Origin of the sequence: Phenylobacterium haematophilum, from assembly GCF_014196295.1 — a bacterium.
In the GTDB taxonomy this organism is placed as follows: domain Bacteria; phylum Pseudomonadota; class Alphaproteobacteria; order Caulobacterales; family Caulobacteraceae; genus Phenylobacterium; species Phenylobacterium haematophilum.
On record NZ_JACIDK010000003.1, the window covers coordinates 263,313 to 277,851 of the forward strand.

Annotated in this window: 16 protein-coding genes; 7 read left to right on the forward strand and 9 right to left on the reverse strand. The window is 69.3% G+C overall.

Annotated features, from left to right (window positions below; all coding sequences use genetic code 11):
- Positions 1-67: 67 nt before the first annotated feature.
- Both cobT and GGQ61_RS12110 read right to left on the reverse strand, forming a co-directional pair.
- Positions 68-2,020, reverse strand: coding sequence for a cobaltochelatase subunit CobT (gene cobT, locus GGQ61_RS12105; protein WP_183773089.1), 1,953 nt, complete (start codon positions 2,018-2,020; stop codon positions 68-70).
- A gap of 79 nt (positions 2,021-2,099) precedes the next feature.
- The gene (locus tag GGQ61_RS12110) at positions 2,100-3,326 is read right to left on the reverse strand and encodes a DUF4010 domain-containing protein (RefSeq protein WP_221221003.1); all 1,227 of its coding nucleotides are present in this window, start codon (positions 3,324-3,326) and stop codon (positions 2,100-2,102) included.
- A gap of 192 nt (positions 3,327-3,518) precedes the next feature.
- Between GGQ61_RS12110 and GGQ61_RS12115 the strand changes: the two genes are divergently transcribed.
- Both GGQ61_RS12115 and GGQ61_RS12120 read left to right on the forward strand, forming a co-directional pair.
- On the forward strand, positions 3,519-3,941 hold the full coding sequence (locus tag GGQ61_RS12115; RefSeq protein WP_183773097.1) for a YciI family protein: 423 nt from the start codon (positions 3,519-3,521) through the stop codon (positions 3,939-3,941).
- A gap of 60 nt (positions 3,942-4,001) precedes the next feature.
- Entirely contained in the window at positions 4,002-4,181 is a 180-nt protein-coding gene (locus GGQ61_RS12120; protein WP_183773099.1) for a DUF1328 domain-containing protein, read from the forward strand.
- 48 nt (positions 4,182-4,229) lie between these two features.
- Here GGQ61_RS12120 and GGQ61_RS12125 read toward each other — a convergent pair whose 3' ends face one another.
- From GGQ61_RS12125 to cobS, 3 genes are all read right to left on the reverse strand, one after another.
- Positions 4,230-5,414, reverse strand: coding sequence for a DUF3089 domain-containing protein (locus GGQ61_RS12125; RefSeq protein WP_183773101.1), 1,185 nt, complete (start codon positions 5,412-5,414; stop codon positions 4,230-4,232).
- A 225-nt stretch (positions 5,415-5,639) separates the two neighbouring features.
- Complete coding sequence (locus tag GGQ61_RS12130; RefSeq protein ID WP_183773103.1) at positions 5,640-7,748, reverse strand: ATP-binding protein; 2,109 nt, start codon at positions 7,746-7,748, stop codon at positions 5,640-5,642.
- A 117-nt stretch (positions 7,749-7,865) separates the two neighbouring features.
- Positions 7,866-8,870, reverse strand: coding sequence for a cobaltochelatase subunit CobS (cobS, locus tag GGQ61_RS12135; RefSeq protein WP_183773105.1), 1,005 nt, complete (start codon positions 8,868-8,870; stop codon positions 7,866-7,868).
- Between the two features lie 227 nt (positions 8,871-9,097).
- Here cobS and GGQ61_RS12140 point away from each other — a divergent pair, with 227 nt between their 5' ends.
- From GGQ61_RS12140 to GGQ61_RS22710, 3 genes are all read left to right on the forward strand, one after another.
- On the forward strand, positions 9,098-9,961 hold the full coding sequence (locus tag GGQ61_RS12140; protein WP_183773107.1) for a TauD/TfdA dioxygenase family protein: 864 nt from the start codon (positions 9,098-9,100) through the stop codon (positions 9,959-9,961).
- Positions 9,962-10,064: 103 nt separating this feature from the next.
- Positions 10,065-10,442 (forward strand): VOC family protein, encoded by a 378-nt coding sequence (locus GGQ61_RS12145; RefSeq protein WP_183773109.1) that lies wholly within the window; start codon positions 10,065-10,067, stop codon positions 10,440-10,442.
- The gene (locus GGQ61_RS22710; RefSeq protein WP_183773111.1) at positions 10,439-10,741 is read left to right on the forward strand and encodes a CPCC family cysteine-rich protein; all 303 of its coding nucleotides are present in this window, start codon (positions 10,439-10,441) and stop codon (positions 10,739-10,741) included. Before GGQ61_RS12145 ends, GGQ61_RS22710 begins: the two co-directional genes overlap by 4 nt.
- Here GGQ61_RS22710 and GGQ61_RS12155 read toward each other — a convergent pair.
- Genes GGQ61_RS12155 through GGQ61_RS12170 form a run of 4 tightly spaced genes read right to left on the reverse strand, consistent with a single transcriptional unit; the run spans position 10,713 to position 12,805 of the window.
- Positions 10,713-11,171, reverse strand: a complete 459-nt coding sequence (locus tag GGQ61_RS12155; RefSeq protein WP_183773113.1) for a hypothetical protein — start codon at positions 11,169-11,171, stop codon at positions 10,713-10,715. The genes GGQ61_RS22710 and GGQ61_RS12155 overlap by 29 nt on opposite strands.
- 34 nt (positions 11,172-11,205) lie before the next feature.
- Positions 11,206-11,739 carry a hypothetical protein gene (locus GGQ61_RS12160; protein ID WP_183773115.1) on the reverse strand — a complete coding sequence of 178 codons (534 nt, stop codon included), beginning with the start codon at positions 11,737-11,739 and terminating at the stop codon, positions 11,206-11,208.
- Positions 11,736-12,413 (reverse strand): CDP-alcohol phosphatidyltransferase family protein, encoded by a 678-nt coding sequence (locus GGQ61_RS12165; protein WP_183773117.1) that lies wholly within the window; start codon positions 12,411-12,413, stop codon positions 11,736-11,738. The genes GGQ61_RS12160 and GGQ61_RS12165 overlap by 4 nt, the downstream gene beginning before the upstream one ends.
- Positions 12,410-12,805, reverse strand: a complete 396-nt coding sequence (locus GGQ61_RS12170; protein WP_183773119.1) for a hypothetical protein — start codon at positions 12,803-12,805, stop codon at positions 12,410-12,412. Before GGQ61_RS12170 ends, GGQ61_RS12165 begins: the two co-directional genes overlap by 4 nt.
- Before the next feature lie 95 nt (positions 12,806-12,900).
- Between GGQ61_RS12170 and GGQ61_RS12175 the strand changes: the two genes are divergently transcribed.
- Together GGQ61_RS12175 and GGQ61_RS12180 are read left to right on the forward strand one after the other, a co-directional pair.
- Positions 12,901-13,866 (forward strand): phosphatidate cytidylyltransferase, encoded by a 966-nt coding sequence (locus GGQ61_RS12175; RefSeq protein ID WP_183773121.1) that lies wholly within the window; start codon positions 12,901-12,903, stop codon positions 13,864-13,866.
- Positions 13,866-14,504, forward strand: coding sequence for a lysophospholipid acyltransferase family protein (locus GGQ61_RS12180; RefSeq protein WP_183773123.1), 639 nt, complete (start codon positions 13,866-13,868; stop codon positions 14,502-14,504). Before GGQ61_RS12175 ends, GGQ61_RS12180 begins: the two co-directional genes overlap by 1 nt.
- Positions 14,505-14,539 lie beyond the last annotated feature (35 nt).

Here is a 14,539-nt window from a genome sequence, read left to right on the forward strand (position 1 = left end):
GGCGGAGGCGGTGGCCCCCTCACCCCGACCCTCTCCCCAAGGGGCGAGGGAGTGGGCGATGCGGCGGCTAAGCGACCGCCCGGCGGACTTCCTTGAAGGTCGAGCGGCGGGCGGGGCCGCCTTGGGGGCCTTGGGTGCTTGGCGGCGGGGCCAGGAGGCCGGCGGTCTTTCGGGTGACCTTGCGGATCTCCTCGTCGAACAGCTCGGCCAGCTGGTCGACGATGACGCCGGCCAGTTGCTCCACGTCGACGATGGTGACGGCCCGGCGGTAGTAGCGGGTGACGTCGTGGCCGATGCCGATGGCGATCAACTGCACCGGGCTCTTGTTCTCGATCTCGCCGATCACGTCCCGCAGGTGGCGCTCAAGGTAGTGGCCCGAGTTCACCGACAGGGTCGAGTCGTCGACGGGCGCGCCGTCGGAGATCACCATCAGGATGCGGCGCGCCTCGGGACGGCCGATCAGTCGCTGGTGCGCCCACATCAGCGCCTCGCCGTCGATGTTCTCCTTGAGCAGACCCTCGCGCATCATCAGGCCGAGGTTGCGGCGGGCTCGCCGCCAGGGCGCGTCGGCGGCCTTGTAGATGATGTGGCGCAGGTCGTTCAGGCGGCCCGGCTGGGCCGGCTTGCCGGCCTTCAGCCAGTCCTCGCGCGAGGAGCCGCCCTTCCAGGCGCGGGTGGTGAAGCCGAGGATCTCGGTCTTGACGCCGCAGCGCTCGAGCGTGCGGGCCAGGATGTCGGCGCAGACGGCGGCGACCATGATCGGACGGCCGCGCATCGAGCCGGAATTGTCGATCAGGATGGTGACCACCGTGTCGCGGAACTCGGTGTCTTCTTCTTCCTTGAAGGCCAGCGAGGCGGTCGGGTCGGTGATCACCCGGGTCAGGCGGGCGGTGTCGAGGATGCCCTCTTCGAGGTCGAAGCTCCACGAGCGGTTCTGCTGGGCCATCAGCTTGCGCTGCAGCTTGTTGGCCAGGCGCGAGACGACGCTGGAGAGGCTGGCCAACTGCTGGTCGAGATAGGCGCGCAGGCGCGTCAGCTCCTCGGCGTCGCAGAGCTCCTCGGCGGCCACGACCTCGTCATGGGCGGTGGTGAACACCTTGTAGGTGGCGACCTTGGCGTCGCCCTTGAGGTCGGGTCGGGCCGGCTGCTCGCCTTCGCCCATCTCCGGCGGCTCGTCGGTGTCCTCGGCGTTGGGATCGTCCTCCGCCTGCATCATCTGGCTGTCGGCGTCCTCGCTCTCGCGATGGGTCGCCTCGTTCTCGTCCATCGAGGTCTGCTGGGGCGAAGCGCCTTCGCCTTCGCCCTCGTCGCCATCGTCCTGGCTCTCGGCCTCGCCGTCCTCGCTGTCACCCTCCTCGTCGTCGGCCTGGTCCGGCGCGTCGGTGAGGTCGTCGCCCATCGAAAGGTCGCGCAAGATGGTGCGGGCGATCTTGGCGAAGGCCTTCTGGTCGTCGGCGGCCTCGGCCAGCCGATCGAGATCGGCGCCGGCCTTGGACTCCACCTCGGCGCGGAACAGGTCGACCAGCGGCTTGGCCATCGAGGGCGGCGGCTCGCCGGTCATCCGCTCGCGCGCCAGCAGGGCGACGACGTCGGCCATCGGCGGATTGGCCAGGGCTTCGAGCTGGTTCAGCGGCTTCTTGGCCCAGGCGTGCTCGTGGACCGCGCGCAGGTTGGCCTTCACGCCGCCAAGGGCGTTGGCGCCGATCGCCTCGATGCGGGCCTGTTCCAACGCGTCGTAGACCGGGGCGCCGAGCGCCGAGGCCGGGCGGCCCTTGGCATGGGCGGCGGTGTCGTGGTGGGCGAGCCGCAGAGCCATCTGGTCTGCCAGGCCGCGAATGCGGGCGGCGTCGGCCGGAGTCAGGTCGCGGGGCGGATGCGGCAGCACGGCGCGGTTGCCGGCCAGCTGCGGGCCTTCGCCCGAATAGACGATTTCCAGGTCCGGCTTCTCAGCCAGGGAGCGCGCGGCATGGGCCAGGGCGCGCTTGAAGGGCTCGACAGGGCTTTCCGGGTTCTTAGCCATGCCAGTCATTTAGAACGACGGTCCGCGTCGCCCAAGGGGAAAGAAACGCTGACGCTTGGGAAGGGCGCGTATGGCGGCGCTACCATCCCAGCGCGGCCTGGATCAGCCAGCCCAGCCATGCGGCGGCGGTGACCAGGACCAGACCCGGGATGACCCGCCAGGCGAACGCGCGCTGACCGCCGGAGAAGGCGAAGATCAGCTTGGTCGCGGTATTGCTGGTCAGGCCGACCAGGATAGGGACCACCGCGCCATCGGGGGCCATGTGGCCGGAGGCGACGAGCGAGGCGATCGAGATTCCCGCCGCGTGGGCGTCGACCAGCCCGCCGGCCGCCGCCCCGACCGCCGCGCCGGCTTGGCCGAACTGGGCGCTCAGGGCCGCCGAAACCACCAGGATGACGGCCAGCGTGCCGGCGAAGATCAAGGCGCTGGCGAGGCTGAAGGCCTCTCCGGCGTCGGCGGGGTCCTCGGGCGGCGGCTGGCGGAAGGCCCGAACCGTGAAAGCCGCGCCATAGGCGACCGCAGCCAGGCCGCCGCCGATGAGGGGGCCGGCCATGGCGTGCAGCGTCGGGGGGCTGATGACGGCGAGCAGGGCGGCCAGCTGGAGGATGGTCGCCACGGTCGAGAGCACCGCCCCGGCGACCGCCCCGGCCAGCAGGCTCGGCGTCTTGCCGGCGCGCGCCGACATCGCCCCTATGGTCGCGGTGCTGGATACGAAGCCGCCGGCGAGCCCGGCCAGCGGCAGGCCGAACCGCACGCCGAGGGTGCGGATCGCCACGTGGCCGCCCGCGCTGATCGCCAGCAGCATGACGACCACCAGCCAGATCGAGCGCGGGTTCAGCGCCTCGTAGGGGCCCATGGCGCGGTCGGGCAACAGCGGCAGCACGACCAGGGTGGCGCCGGCCAGCAGCAGGCCGCTGCGCACTTCGTCGGTGGTGAGCACCGAGCCCACGAAGTGGTGCAGCGGCGTGCGCGCGGCCAGGATGATCGCGACCACCACCCCGACCCCGGCGGCGAGCATCGGTTCAGGGACGGCCAGCGCGCCGACCAGTACGGCCAGCACCAGGGCGATCTCGGTCGTGAGGCCGGGATCGTCCTCGCCCTCGGCCCGCCAGTAGCCGAGCGCGGCGAATGCGGCGACGGCGGCGGCGACCACGGCCAGCACCAGCACGCCGCCGACCAGCAGGGCGACCGCGCCGGCCAGGGCCGCAACCGTGAAGGTGCGGATTCCCGCGGCGGAGGGGGAGGGGCGTTCCTGCTTGCGGCGTTCGCGCTCGGCCCCGATCAGCAGCCCGACGCCCAGCGCCACGGCGAGGTTGAGGATCGGTTCGATTGGCGCGCCTCCAGACGTCCGCCCGAGGGACGGCGGACGGCCAGATTATCGCGTGCGGCGGAGGTTCGAAGGAAAATTCCGCCGGCTGCCTTTCCGACTGTCGGTTGCCGCGATCCTGGCTCGTCCTAGGCTCTATCGGGCCGAAGGCCCAAACGGAGGAGATCGACGATGCGCGTGATGGTTCTGGTGAAGGCGACGGCCGATAGCGAAGCCGGCGCTATGCCGTCGAGCGACCTGCTGGAGGCGATGGGCCGCTACAACGAACTGCTGGTCGAGGCCGGCGTCATGAAGGGCGGCGACGGGCTGCAGCCGTCGTCCAAGGGCAAGCGGGTGGCGTTCGACGGCGACAAACGCGCGGTGATCGACGGTCCGTTCACCGAGACCAAGGAGATCGTCGCCGGCTACTGGCTGTGGGAGGTCAAGGACATGGACGAGGCGGTGGCCTGGGTGAAGCGCTGCCCCAATCCGATGCCCGGCCCGAGCGAGATCGAGATCCGGCCCGTCTACGAGATCGAAGACTTCGGCGAGGCCCTGACCCCGGCCGCGGCCGAGATCCACGACCGGGTCCGCGACAAGCTGGAGTCGAACTAGTCGGCGTCGGAACGGCCGGTGGACACGGGCGTTGCCCTCCACAGTCAAGGAGGCGTTCCGATGCTTAAGTGGGCTTTGATTTTTGCGGTGGTGGCGCTGATCGCCGGCGCCCTGGGATTTGGCGGTATCGCCGGCGCAGCGGCCGGCATCGCCAAGATCCTGTTCTTCATCTTCCTGGTCGGCTTCGTGGTGTTCCTGGTTCTCGGCTTCATGGCCGGGCGGAAGATCACCGGCGGATAGCCTGAAGCGGTCTCCTCTCCCCCGTGCGGGGGAGAGGAGCGCAGCGCTCTACTTCTTGGCCAGATAGGCCTGCGACTGGCTGCCGACGAGGTCGACGAGGTCGCCCATGGCCAGGTTCACGTCGATCAGGTGCAGGCCCCAATCCTTGAGGACGATCGGGCCGACCTTCACGTCGCCGGCGATGTCGTCCGTACGCGGATCGTTCGGATCAGCGTTGATCCCTACCGACAAGTATTCGAAGCCGTCCTTGGAGACGCACTCGCCGGTCAGCAGGCCGGGGACCGAGACGAACGGCGTCGTCACCTTGGCGCCGTCCTTGGTCCAGGCCGGGGGCGGAGCGGCCTCGGCGGCGATCATCGCGCCCGAGGACAGGTAGGCGTGCAGCGGCGCCTTGCCGCCGCCGAGCGCGGCCGGGTTGACGCAGGCCGCCTGCATGGCCGGGTTCGGTTCGCGCGGGACGCCGAAGCGGCTGCCCTTGGGCGGCGGCGAGGTCTCGCGGAAGCTGACATAGGCCACAGCGCAGCCGGTCTGGGTCCTGCTCTTGCAGAGCGGGATCGACTTGAAGGTTCCCGTGTCCTGGCCCTTGAGCACCGGCAGGTTGGTTCCGAGCAGCAGGGCTGAGACCAACTGCTTCTGGGCCGGCTTGCCGTCGATCTCCTTGGCGATCAGCTCGGTCAGCAGACCCGCGCCCTGGGAGTGGCCGATCAGCACGACGCCGCGGCCCTTGTTCTCGTGCTTGAGGTAGTCGTTCCAGGCGTCGGCGACGTCGTCGTAGTTGGTGGTCGGGATCGGCCCGGCCGGCGGCTTGGCGCCCGGCGCCATGCGCGCGCGCAGGGTGGTCAGGGTCACTTGCCGGTACATCGGCGCGTAGATCCGGCACTTGGAGCCGAAGCGGGCCAGCTGCTGTTCGACGACGCGGCGCTCCTCGGCGTTCGGGGTCATATCGGAGAACACGCCCGGATCGTTGGAGACGGTCGGATAGACGTAGAAGCAGTCGACCGGCGCGGCGGGGTCCGGCTTCCAGGTTTCCTGGGCCATCGACCCGTCGGCCTGGATCACCGTCGTGGTGTTGTCGATGGCGCAGGCGTCGGCGCGGCCCGGCCAGCACAGCCAGTTCTCGGTCTTCGAGTAGTCGTTACGGGCCGCAGCGGCCGGCGCCTGGGCGGCGGCCGGGACGGCGAAAGCGCTGAAAAGCAGGCCGGCGGCAGCGGCCGCTAGCGTGATCCTGGACATGTTTCCCCACCTGAAAATCTGGTCTTCGTAATGCGGCGGAGAATGCGCAGAACGCCGGTCGGGGTCCAGACGCATCCTTGAGTGTCATCCCGGAAGTCGCGCAGCGGCTGTCCGGGATCCATTCGCGCCGTGTCGGCGGAGGGGGCGCCGCCGAGCCGCATCCTGATCCCTCTGGTGTTCATGGATCCCGGTCTTGCTGCGCAAACCGGGATGACACGGGTGAAATCAGGCGACGCGCTGTTCGGCGCAAAGGCGGGTGTCGAGCGCGCGGTCGATGGCGTCGAGCAGGTGGACGATCTCGATCGGCTTGGGCACGAAGCCGTTCATGCCAGCGGCCAGGTATTCGGCGACCTGGTGGTGCATGACGTTGGCCGACAGCGCCAGGATCGGGACCGGCGGCAGGTCGCGCTCGCCTTCCAGGCGGCGGATGGCGGCGGTCGCCTCGACCCCGTTCATCACCGGCATCTGGCCGTCCATCAGGATCAGCTGGAAGTCGCCCTCGAAGAACGCCTCAACCGCCTGGGCGCCGTCGCCGACGATGGTCAGGTCGATCGGGAACGGCTCCAGCATGGTGCGCAGGATCAGCTGGTTGGTCAGGTTGTCCTCGGCCGCCAGGATGCGCAGGCGCGCGTCGGGGCGGGGAATGCGCGCCTGGGCGGATGGCAGCGGCGCGGTGGGCGCCAGGGCCGCTGCGCACCATTCCAGCGGCAGCAGCAGGGTGAAGACCGAGCCCTCGCCGGCGACGCTCTCGACGGTGAGCTCGCCGCCCATCATCGCGGCCAGCTCGTGGCTGATCGCCAGGCCGAGGCCGGTGCCGCCGTAGCGGCGGGTGGTGGAGGCGTCCACCTGGACGAACTTGTCGAACAGGTCGTGCATGCGGTCGGCGGGAATGCCGATGCCGGTGTCGGCGACGGTGATGCGGACGGCTTCGCCCCGGCGCTCGACCCGGACGGCGACCTGGCCGGCGTCGGTGAACTTCACGGCGTTGGAGACCAGGTTGGCGACCACTTGGCGCAGGCGCACGCCGTCGCCGCGCCAGACGCCGTCGGCGGCGGGGTCGAGGTCGCACCGCAGGTCGACGCCCTTGTCGGCGGCGAGCGCCGCGAACGGGGCGCAGGCGACGTGAACGGCCTGGCCTAGGTCGAACTCGTGGGCGTCGATCTGCATGCGGCCGGCCTCGATCTTCGATATGTCGAGGATGTCGTTGAGCAGCACCAGCAGGGTCTGGCCGCTCTCGCGCACCACGTCGAGCTGGCGGCGCTGGTCAGGCGTCAGGTCCTCGCGCGCCAGAATCTGGGTCATGCCGAGGATGCCGTTGAGCGGGGTGCGGATCTCGTGGCTCATATTGGCCACGAACTGGGACTTGGCGACGCTCGCGGCGGCGGCCTCGTCCCGGGCGCGGACCAGGTCGTCCATGGTCTGGCGCAGCACCAGGTCGTTGCGGTCGATCTCGTCGAACACCCGGTGGACGCGGGCGGCGAGCAGCAGGGCCGAGATCAGCAGCGCGACCATGCCGAGGACGAACAGCGGGGCGACCTGGCGCAGGACCTCCTGGCCCGGATGGCCGCCGGTCCAGGTCAGGGCGGCGATCGGCGTTTCGTCGGGGGCGCGGAACTGCACGCTGGCGACGGGCGCGCGGTTCCAGGGCACGAGCCGCACGTCGGTGACGCGCATGGCCTGGGCGACGTCCTGCAGCAGGGCGGCGTCGACGCGCCGGGCCGAGACCAACAGCCGGTCGGGCACGCCGCGCGAATTGATCGCCGGGGTTTCGGGGACGATGTTGGTGACCGCGGCCATGTAGAGCTCGTCGCCGACTGCGATGATCCCGGTGCGGGTGATCGAGCCGCCGATGCCGCGGTTACGGGCTGCGCCGCGCAGGGCCTCGAGCTCGCGCACCCTGGCGACCAGGGGCGCGGTCTCGCGCAGGAAGGCGGCGGACTGGCGCTCGCCGGCGCGGGCCCCGTCGCGCCAAGCGTAGACCGGCTGGTCCGCCTCATCGAGCACGAAGGAGGCGGCGTGACGCATGTAGGTTTCGAAGTAGCTGCCGACGTAGAGGTCGGCCCATTCGGCGTCGAAGCCGCTGCGGCCAAGCTTCTGATAGGCGTCGTCCCAGATCGAGGCCGAGATCAACTGGCCGACCAGTTCGTGCTCGCGCTCGCGCAGATAGTTCGAGATCAGCGCCCGCTCCTCGTCCACGTGGGCGCGGTCGATGACGTTGGCGGTGTAGAAGATCAGGCCCAGACAACCGGCCGCCACGATCAGCAGCACCGCCGAGGAAAACGCGACAATCCGGCTGATGGCGCGCCGGTTACGGGCGAGACTCGATCTGATCACACGACACACGCGACACCTGGTTCGCCCTAGGTGTCGCCTGCGCCGCGCTAGCAAATGGTGAATCGCGTCGGCCGGGCGGGACGTCTGCGACATCCCGCCTCAGCCGGTGACGCCACGTCAGGCCACGCGGACGCGGGCGGTGCTTTCCGGCAGGTCCTGGCCGAACGCGCGCTGGAAGAACTCGGCCACGGTGCCGCGCTCAAGCTCGTCGCACTTGTTCAGGAAGGTCAGGCGGAAGGCGAAGGCCAGGTCGCCGCCGAAGATCTCGGCGTTCTGGGCCCAGGTGATCACGGTCCGCGGGCTCATGACGGTCGAGATGTCGCCGTTCATGAAGGCGTTGCGGGTCATGTCGGCGACGCGGACCATCGCGGCGATGGTCCGCTTGCCCTCGGCGGTGTCGTAGTGCGGCGACTTGGCCAGCACGATCTCGGCTTCGACGTCGTGCGGCAGGTAGTTCAGCGTGGTGACGATCGACCAGCGGTCCATCTGACCTTGGTTGATCTGCTGGGTGCCGTGATAGAGGCCGGTGGTGTCGCCCAGACCGATGGTGTTGGTCGTCGAGAACAGCCGGAAGAACGGGTTCGGGCGGATGACGCGGTTCTGGTCGAGCAGGGTCAGCTTGCCCTGCGCTTCCAGGATGCGCTGGATCACGAACATCACGTCCGGGCGGCCGGCGTCGTATTCGTCGAACACCAGCGCCACCGGGCGCTGGATCGCCCAGGGCAGGATGCCCTCGCGGAATTCGGTGACCTGCTTGCCGTCCTTCAGGACGATGGCGTCCTTGCCGACCAGGTCGATACGCGAGACGTGGCTGTCGAGGTTGACGCGGATTAGCGGCCAGTTGAGGCGCGCGGCGACCTGTTCGATGTGGGTCGACTTGCCGGTGCCGTGATAGCCCTGGACCATCACCCGGCGGTCGAAGGCGAAGCCGGCGCATATAGCCTTGGTCGTCTCGGCGTCGAACTTGTAGGCCGGGTCGATGTCCGGGACGTGAGCGTCACGTTCGGAGAACGCGGGGACGGTCATGTCGACGTCGACGCCGAAGGTCTCGCGAACCGAGACCTTCTTGTCCGGCACCAGGGCGATGAGCTTGTCTTCTTGCGTATTGGCGAAAGAGGTCATGGCGCGGTTCGATTACAAGGTTACGGGGCCGATGCAAACGGCTGTTTGCGCATGACGTCGCGTCGGCCTGGACAGGGAAACGTCTTTAGCCGGATTCCGCGCGGACGGGCAGTCCGATCGCCCGATCGAGGCCAGCCCGGTCCAGCATGGCGCGTAATGTCAAATCTTCGGCGCGCGAGGTCAATTGTTCGGGGGTAGGCTGCGCCCAAACAGGAGGGAACGAGACCATGGGCCAGATGCTCGCCGACGCTATCGCCGTCACCCCGCAGCCAAGCGGCTTCGGCGCGCTGATCACGGGCGTGGACCTGTCGGCCCCGCTCGCGCCGGAGACGCTGAAGCAGGTCAAGGACGCCTGGGCCAAGCACGCGGTGGTGGCCTTTCCCGACCAGCCGCTGAGCCTGGAGGCGCTGGAGGCCTTCACCCTGCAGATCGGGCCGTTCGGGGTCGACCCGTTCATCAAGCCGATGGCCGGCCATCCGAACGTGCTGGAGCTGCGCCGCGAGCCGGACGAGAAGGCCAAGAACTTCGGGGCCGGCTGGCACTCGGACTGGAGCTTCCAGAAGGAGCCGCCGGCCGCGACCCTGCTGCGCTCGGAAGTCACCCCGCCGGTCGGCGGCGACACCCTGTTCGCCGACTGCGCGCGGGCTTACGACGCGCTCTCGGACGGGATGAAAGCGCTGCTGGCGCCGCTGAAGGCGGTGCACTCGGCGACCCGCGCCTATGGGACCGAAGGGGTCTTCGCCAAGGAGACCGAGGCGCGGACGATGGAGATCATCGTCTCGGCCGAGGCCGATAAGACCCTGACCCATCCGCTGGTCCGCACCCATCCGGTGACCGGCCGCAAGGCGCTGTTCGTCAGCCCGACCTACACGGTCGGCATCGAGGGCCTGACCTTCCAGGAGAGCCACGCGATCCTTGGCTATCTCTACCAGCACATGACCCAGGAGCAGTTCATCTACCGCCACAAATGGAAGCAGGGGATGCTGCTGATGTGGGACAACCGCTGCACGGTGCACTTCGCCGAGGGCGGCTATGACGGCCACCTGCGGGTCATGCACCGCACGACGGTGGCGGGCGACGCGCCGGTCTAGGGGCCCAAGCAGCGCCTTGACCACGCTGGAGCGCCGACGGCTTGTTGGCGCCTCGGCTTGGGTCCCGGCCTTCGCCGGGATGAGCGGTGTAGGTGAGGGCGCGATGCTGAAACTTGGCCCAGCGCTGGTGATGACGCCCGACCTGGACGCGGCGCTGACGTTCTATCGCGACGTCCTGGGGTTGAGCCTCAGCGCGCGGTTCGAGACCCAGCTGGTGTTCGATCTTGGCGGGCGGGCGCTGCACGTCTTCGCCTGCGCGCGGCCGGCGCCGAAGGCCGAGCACGGCGCGGACGGCGCCGGCGTGATTAGTTTCGAGGTCGAGGCGATCGAGCCGGCGATGGCGGAGCTGGCCGCCAAGGGCGTCGAGTTCCTGCATGTGCGGCCGGCCTGGAACGCCGATGCGGGGCTGGCCTATGCGGCGTTCCGCGCGCCGGGCGGGATCGTGCATGAACTGGTCGAGCGGCGGCGGGCGGCGCGATGAACGCCGATTCCGAACGGACGCCGTCGTGGCCGTGTGCTTGCTGCGGCTACGTGACCCTGAAGTTCCCCCCTTGGGAGGACGGCTATGAGGGTTGCCCAGTCTGCTGCTGGACTGACGATCAGGTGCAGACCCGCGATCCGGACTTTCGCGGTGGTGCGAACGACGTCTCGCTGACCGAGGCGAGGGAGAACTATCGCCGGATTGGCGTAAGCGATCCTCAATGGGCGACGTACGCTCACCCGCCGCGCCACGAGGAACTGGAGGCGGCCGTCAGTCGTCTTCCTCGGCCCAAACGATGAAGGCGACCTCGCCGTTCGTGCCGATCAAGCCGCCGTCGAAGGTGGCGTTGGAAATGGCGTAGCTGCTGAACGCGCTGGACTTCGCGTACTCGTGCCAGCGCCCGTTCGAAAAGAACCGCGCCTGGGGGCCAAGACGCTCGATCCCCTTGGCTAATGCTTGAACCGCCTCGGCCGAAGCGGGCCGGCCGCGCGGCATGACCATGTTATCGGCGGCGAAGAAGGCGAGCGCGTCGCGGGCCTCGTCGGCGGACAGTTCGATAAAGGCGTCCGGGGCTTCCAGGGCGTACCCCGCCATCTGCGCGATCGCCCGCAACTCGTCGTCCTGCGATGATGCGTAAGGCGCCACGCCGAACCAGGTGCGCAGGGCGCCGAAGCCGCCGCGTCCGCGGGCGACCTCGACCAGCATCGCTCCGACGAGTTCCCAACTCATCCAATTCCCCGTGCGCTCTGGCATCCGGCACCGCCTACGCGCCGCGGATCGTCATCCCGTGGTCCCTACCCGCGGAGGCCGCAGCTTCGACCCGGCGGATTGTGACCCAAAGTTTCCAAACTCCAATGTAAGCGACCCACATCAGGCCTGCGGAGGTTGCAATTCGCCCGACGGGAGCGATGCGGCTCGCCGCGTCGGCGTTCTCCAGCGCCTGAGCTGCGCACCAGGCCGACAGAAAATAGAGCCCGAGATAGGTGATGGCCGCGGGGCTGTTATAGGTCGGCCACTCAGCCACGCCCGCGAAGAACGCAAATGCAGGCGGTGCTGCAAACAGCCAGCTCCATCGCGCTGGCGCGGGCCCAGTTACGGCCTGGGCCATAGTGTAGATCGCCCAGTGCCAGAAACTCGTGATCGCCGTGGAAACGCACAACAGCGCTCCGCGCATCAAGGGTGTGATGTCTGGCGCATATTGCGCGCTGAGAGAAGCGAACCCGCCGGCCAGGAATGCGATGGTCAGAAGGGCGGGATGCGTCCGTGCCGTTCGGCGGGCGATCTCGGGTGGGGTCACGCCCCCTCCCGCCCCGCCAGCCGGGCGGCCAGGGTGCGGGTGCGTCGCAGGACGGTCCAGGCCGCGCCGGCGACGATGAGCAGCAGGCCGAGGATCAGGCTCTGGCCGTCCCAACCCCACATCGGCTCGAAGGCGGCGACGGCGCAGGTGAGGGTCAGCGCGGCCATGCGGTGCGGCTTGGCCATGGGCCCGGAGAAGTCGGCCGGGAAGCCGAGGCCGCGGCCCAGTTCGCGGACATAGGCGGTGAGCACCGCCAGCACGGCGGCGGCCCAGCCCAGCGGCGCGCCGAGGGTAAAGCCGGCGAGGCTCGCGAAGTAGCCCGCGCCGACCAGGAACAGGGCGTCGGCGATGCGGTCGGGCAGCTCGTTCCAGATCGGCCCGGAGGGGCCGCCCTTGCCGTGTTCCACCGCCACCATGCCGTCGAGCAGGTTGCAGAGCAGGCGCAGCTGGATGCAGACGCCGGCCCCGATCAGCAGCGCCCCGCGATTGAACGGCGTCTGGTCGCCGCCGGCCGCGTAGAGGAACAGCAGCAGGCCGATCAGGGCGAAGATGATGCTGCCCGCCGAGATCATGTCCGGGCTGGCGCCGGCCTTGGCCAGGCCTGAGGCAAGGCCCTGGGCCCAGCCGGTCCCGCGTGACTTCAGCGGGCGGCGGTTCTCGGGGGTTTCGGTCATTTGGGAGCCTTGGCTTGGCCGCGCGCCAGGGTCGCGGCGTAGACGACCGCGTAGAAGGTCGAGACCGACCACGGCACGGCGATGGTGCGGATGACCTCGGGCGTGCCGATCAGCTTGTGCACTGTGAGCAGCAGGGCGAGCACGGCGCCGGCGGTGATCGCCGGCGGGACGATATAGGCCAGGGCGCCCGGAAAGCGCGGGCTCATCGCCTCGAGCGCGCGCTTGAGCACCAGGGTGATCAGGCCCGAGAGCACGCCTTGCGAGACAGCGGGCAGGGCGGCGGCGGCCAGACCGTGGCCGGCGTTGGCGAAGAGCGCCCAGCCGCCCATGGCCAGGAACGCGAATCCGACATGGGCGAAGGTGGTGCCGGCGAAGGTGCGGAGCGCGCTCAAAGGTGGCAGGACGAGGCTTTGCTGCTGGGGGATGGAATCTGCGCCGCCATCGGCTGTACGGTCAAGCCAGCGAACCAGCGGGGAGCAGCGAACAGATGGATGCGGTCACGGGCTTTTTCGCCCAGCAGTCGCCGGTGGTGCTGTGGGGTCTTGGCGGGGTGCTGGCGGTGCTGACCCTGGCGGTGGGGATCACGGCGCTGCTGCCGGTGCTCAAGCCGGCCAGCGACTTCACCAACCTGCGCCAGCGGATCGCCTCGTGGTGGGTGATGATCGCGCTGCTGGCCGGGGCGCTGCTGCTGGGCTGGCAGGCGTTCACGGCGCTGATGATCGTGATCTCGTTCATCGCCCTGCGCGAGTTCCTGTCGCTGGCGCCGGTGCGGCGCGAGGACCGGCTGATCGTGCTGGCCGCGTTCGTGGCGATGGGGATCAACTACCTCTTCATCATCCTCGACGACTACGGCCTCTATCGGGTGTTCATCCCGACCTACGTGTTCCTGATCATCCCGTTCCTGATGGCCTGCATCGGCCAGACGCGCGCGTTCCTGTCGACCACGGCGACGTTCCACTGGGCCATCGTCACCTGCGTCTACAACCTCGGCTACATCGCCTTCCTGATGCGCACGCCGGCCGCCGAGGCGCAGCCGGCCGGGGCGGCGGGACTGGTGTTCTTCCTGCTGGTGGTCACCGAGGCCAACGACGTGGCGCAGTACGTCTGGGGCAAGCTGTTCGGCAAGCGCAAGATCGTGCCCAAGGTCAGCCCCAACAAGACCTGGGAGGGCTTCATCGGCGGCTGGGCGACGACCAGCGCGCTGATCTGGTTCCTGGGCCCCGTGTTCACGCCGCTGAGCGGGATCGGGCTGGCCTGCCTGGCCCTCTTCCTGCCGCTGGCGGGCTTTGCCGGCGACGTGACCATGAGCGCCATCAAGCGCGACATTGGGGTCAAGGACACCAGCGCGCTGATCCCTGGCCATGGCGGGCTGCTGGACCGGGCCGACAGCCTGACCTTCACCGCGCCGCTCTACTTCCACATCCTCGCCTACTTCGCCCTGGATCACTTCTGATGCGCTGGTTCCGCCGCCTCGTCCTGGTGCTGATCGGGCGTCCCATCGCGCGGGTGTTCACCGGGGCCGACATCATCGGGCGCGAGAAGCTGCCGCTGAAGGGGCCGGCGATCCTGGCGGCGAACCACGCCAGCCACGTCGACACCATCCTGATGCTGACGCTCTATCCGTCGAAGGGACTGGACCGGGTGCGGCCGGCGGCGGCGGCCGACTATTTCCTGCGCGGCGGGCTGATCAGCTGGCTGTCGAACACCATCATCGGCATCGTGCCGGTGGCGCGCGACAAGGCCGGGAGCGGGGTCGACGTGCTGGCCCCGGTGCGCGCGGCGCTGGAGGCCGGCGACATCGTGCTGATCTTCCCCGAAGGCACGCGCGGCGACGGCGAGGAGATGGCGCAGCTGAAGAGCGGCGTGGCGCGGCTGGCGGAGGACGTTCCGCAGGCGCCGGTCTATCCGATCTGGCTGCAGGGCGCGGGGCGGGTGCTGCCCAAGGGCGAGGCGGTGCCGGTGCCGATGAACTGCACGGTGCTGGTCGGCGACCCGCTGCACTGGCAGGGCGACCGCAAGGCGTTCCTGGAGGAACTGCGCGCGCGGCTGGAGGACCTGAAGGCCAAGGCGCCGCCGCAGCGGTGGGCTTGAGGCTCTGGACCCAAGTGTCTTCCCGGTTTGCGAAG

What these genes read in the sequence shown, in the direction of transcription:
- cobT (WP_183773089.1), bottom strand. Translation starts at nt 2,020, where the DNA reads ATGGCTAAGAACCCGGAAAGCCCTGTCGAGCCCTTCAAGCGCGCCCTG.
- GGQ61_RS12115 (WP_183773097.1), top strand. Translation starts at nt 3,519, where the DNA reads ATGCGCGTGATGGTTCTGGTGAAGGCGACGGCCGATAGCGAAGCCGGC.
- GGQ61_RS12120 (WP_183773099.1), top strand. Translation starts at nt 4,002, where the DNA reads ATGCTTAAGTGGGCTTTGATTTTTGCGGTGGTGGCGCTGATCGCCGGC.
- GGQ61_RS12125 (WP_183773101.1), bottom strand. Translation starts at nt 5,414, where the DNA reads ATGTCCAGGATCACGCTAGCGGCCGCTGCCGCCGGCCTGCTTTTCAGC.
- cobS (WP_183773105.1), bottom strand. Translation starts at nt 8,870, where the DNA reads ATGACCTCTTTCGCCAATACGCAAGAAGACAAGCTCATCGCCCTGGTG.
- GGQ61_RS12140 (WP_183773107.1), top strand. Translation starts at nt 9,098, where the DNA reads ATGGGCCAGATGCTCGCCGACGCTATCGCCGTCACCCCGCAGCCAAGC.
- GGQ61_RS12145 (WP_183773109.1), top strand. Translation starts at nt 10,065, where the DNA reads ATGCTGAAACTTGGCCCAGCGCTGGTGATGACGCCCGACCTGGACGCG.
- GGQ61_RS22710 (WP_183773111.1), top strand. Translation starts at nt 10,439, where the DNA reads ATGAACGCCGATTCCGAACGGACGCCGTCGTGGCCGTGTGCTTGCTGC.
- GGQ61_RS12155 (WP_183773113.1), bottom strand. Translation starts at nt 11,171, where the DNA reads ATGAGTTGGGAACTCGTCGGAGCGATGCTGGTCGAGGTCGCCCGCGGA.
- GGQ61_RS12165 (WP_183773117.1), bottom strand. Translation starts at nt 12,413, where the DNA reads ATGACCGAAACCCCCGAGAACCGCCGCCCGCTGAAGTCACGCGGGACC.
- GGQ61_RS12175 (WP_183773121.1), top strand. Translation starts at nt 12,901, where the DNA reads ATGGATGCGGTCACGGGCTTTTTCGCCCAGCAGTCGCCGGTGGTGCTG.
- GGQ61_RS12180 (WP_183773123.1), top strand. Translation starts at nt 13,866, where the DNA reads ATGCGCTGGTTCCGCCGCCTCGTCCTGGTGCTGATCGGGCGTCCCATC.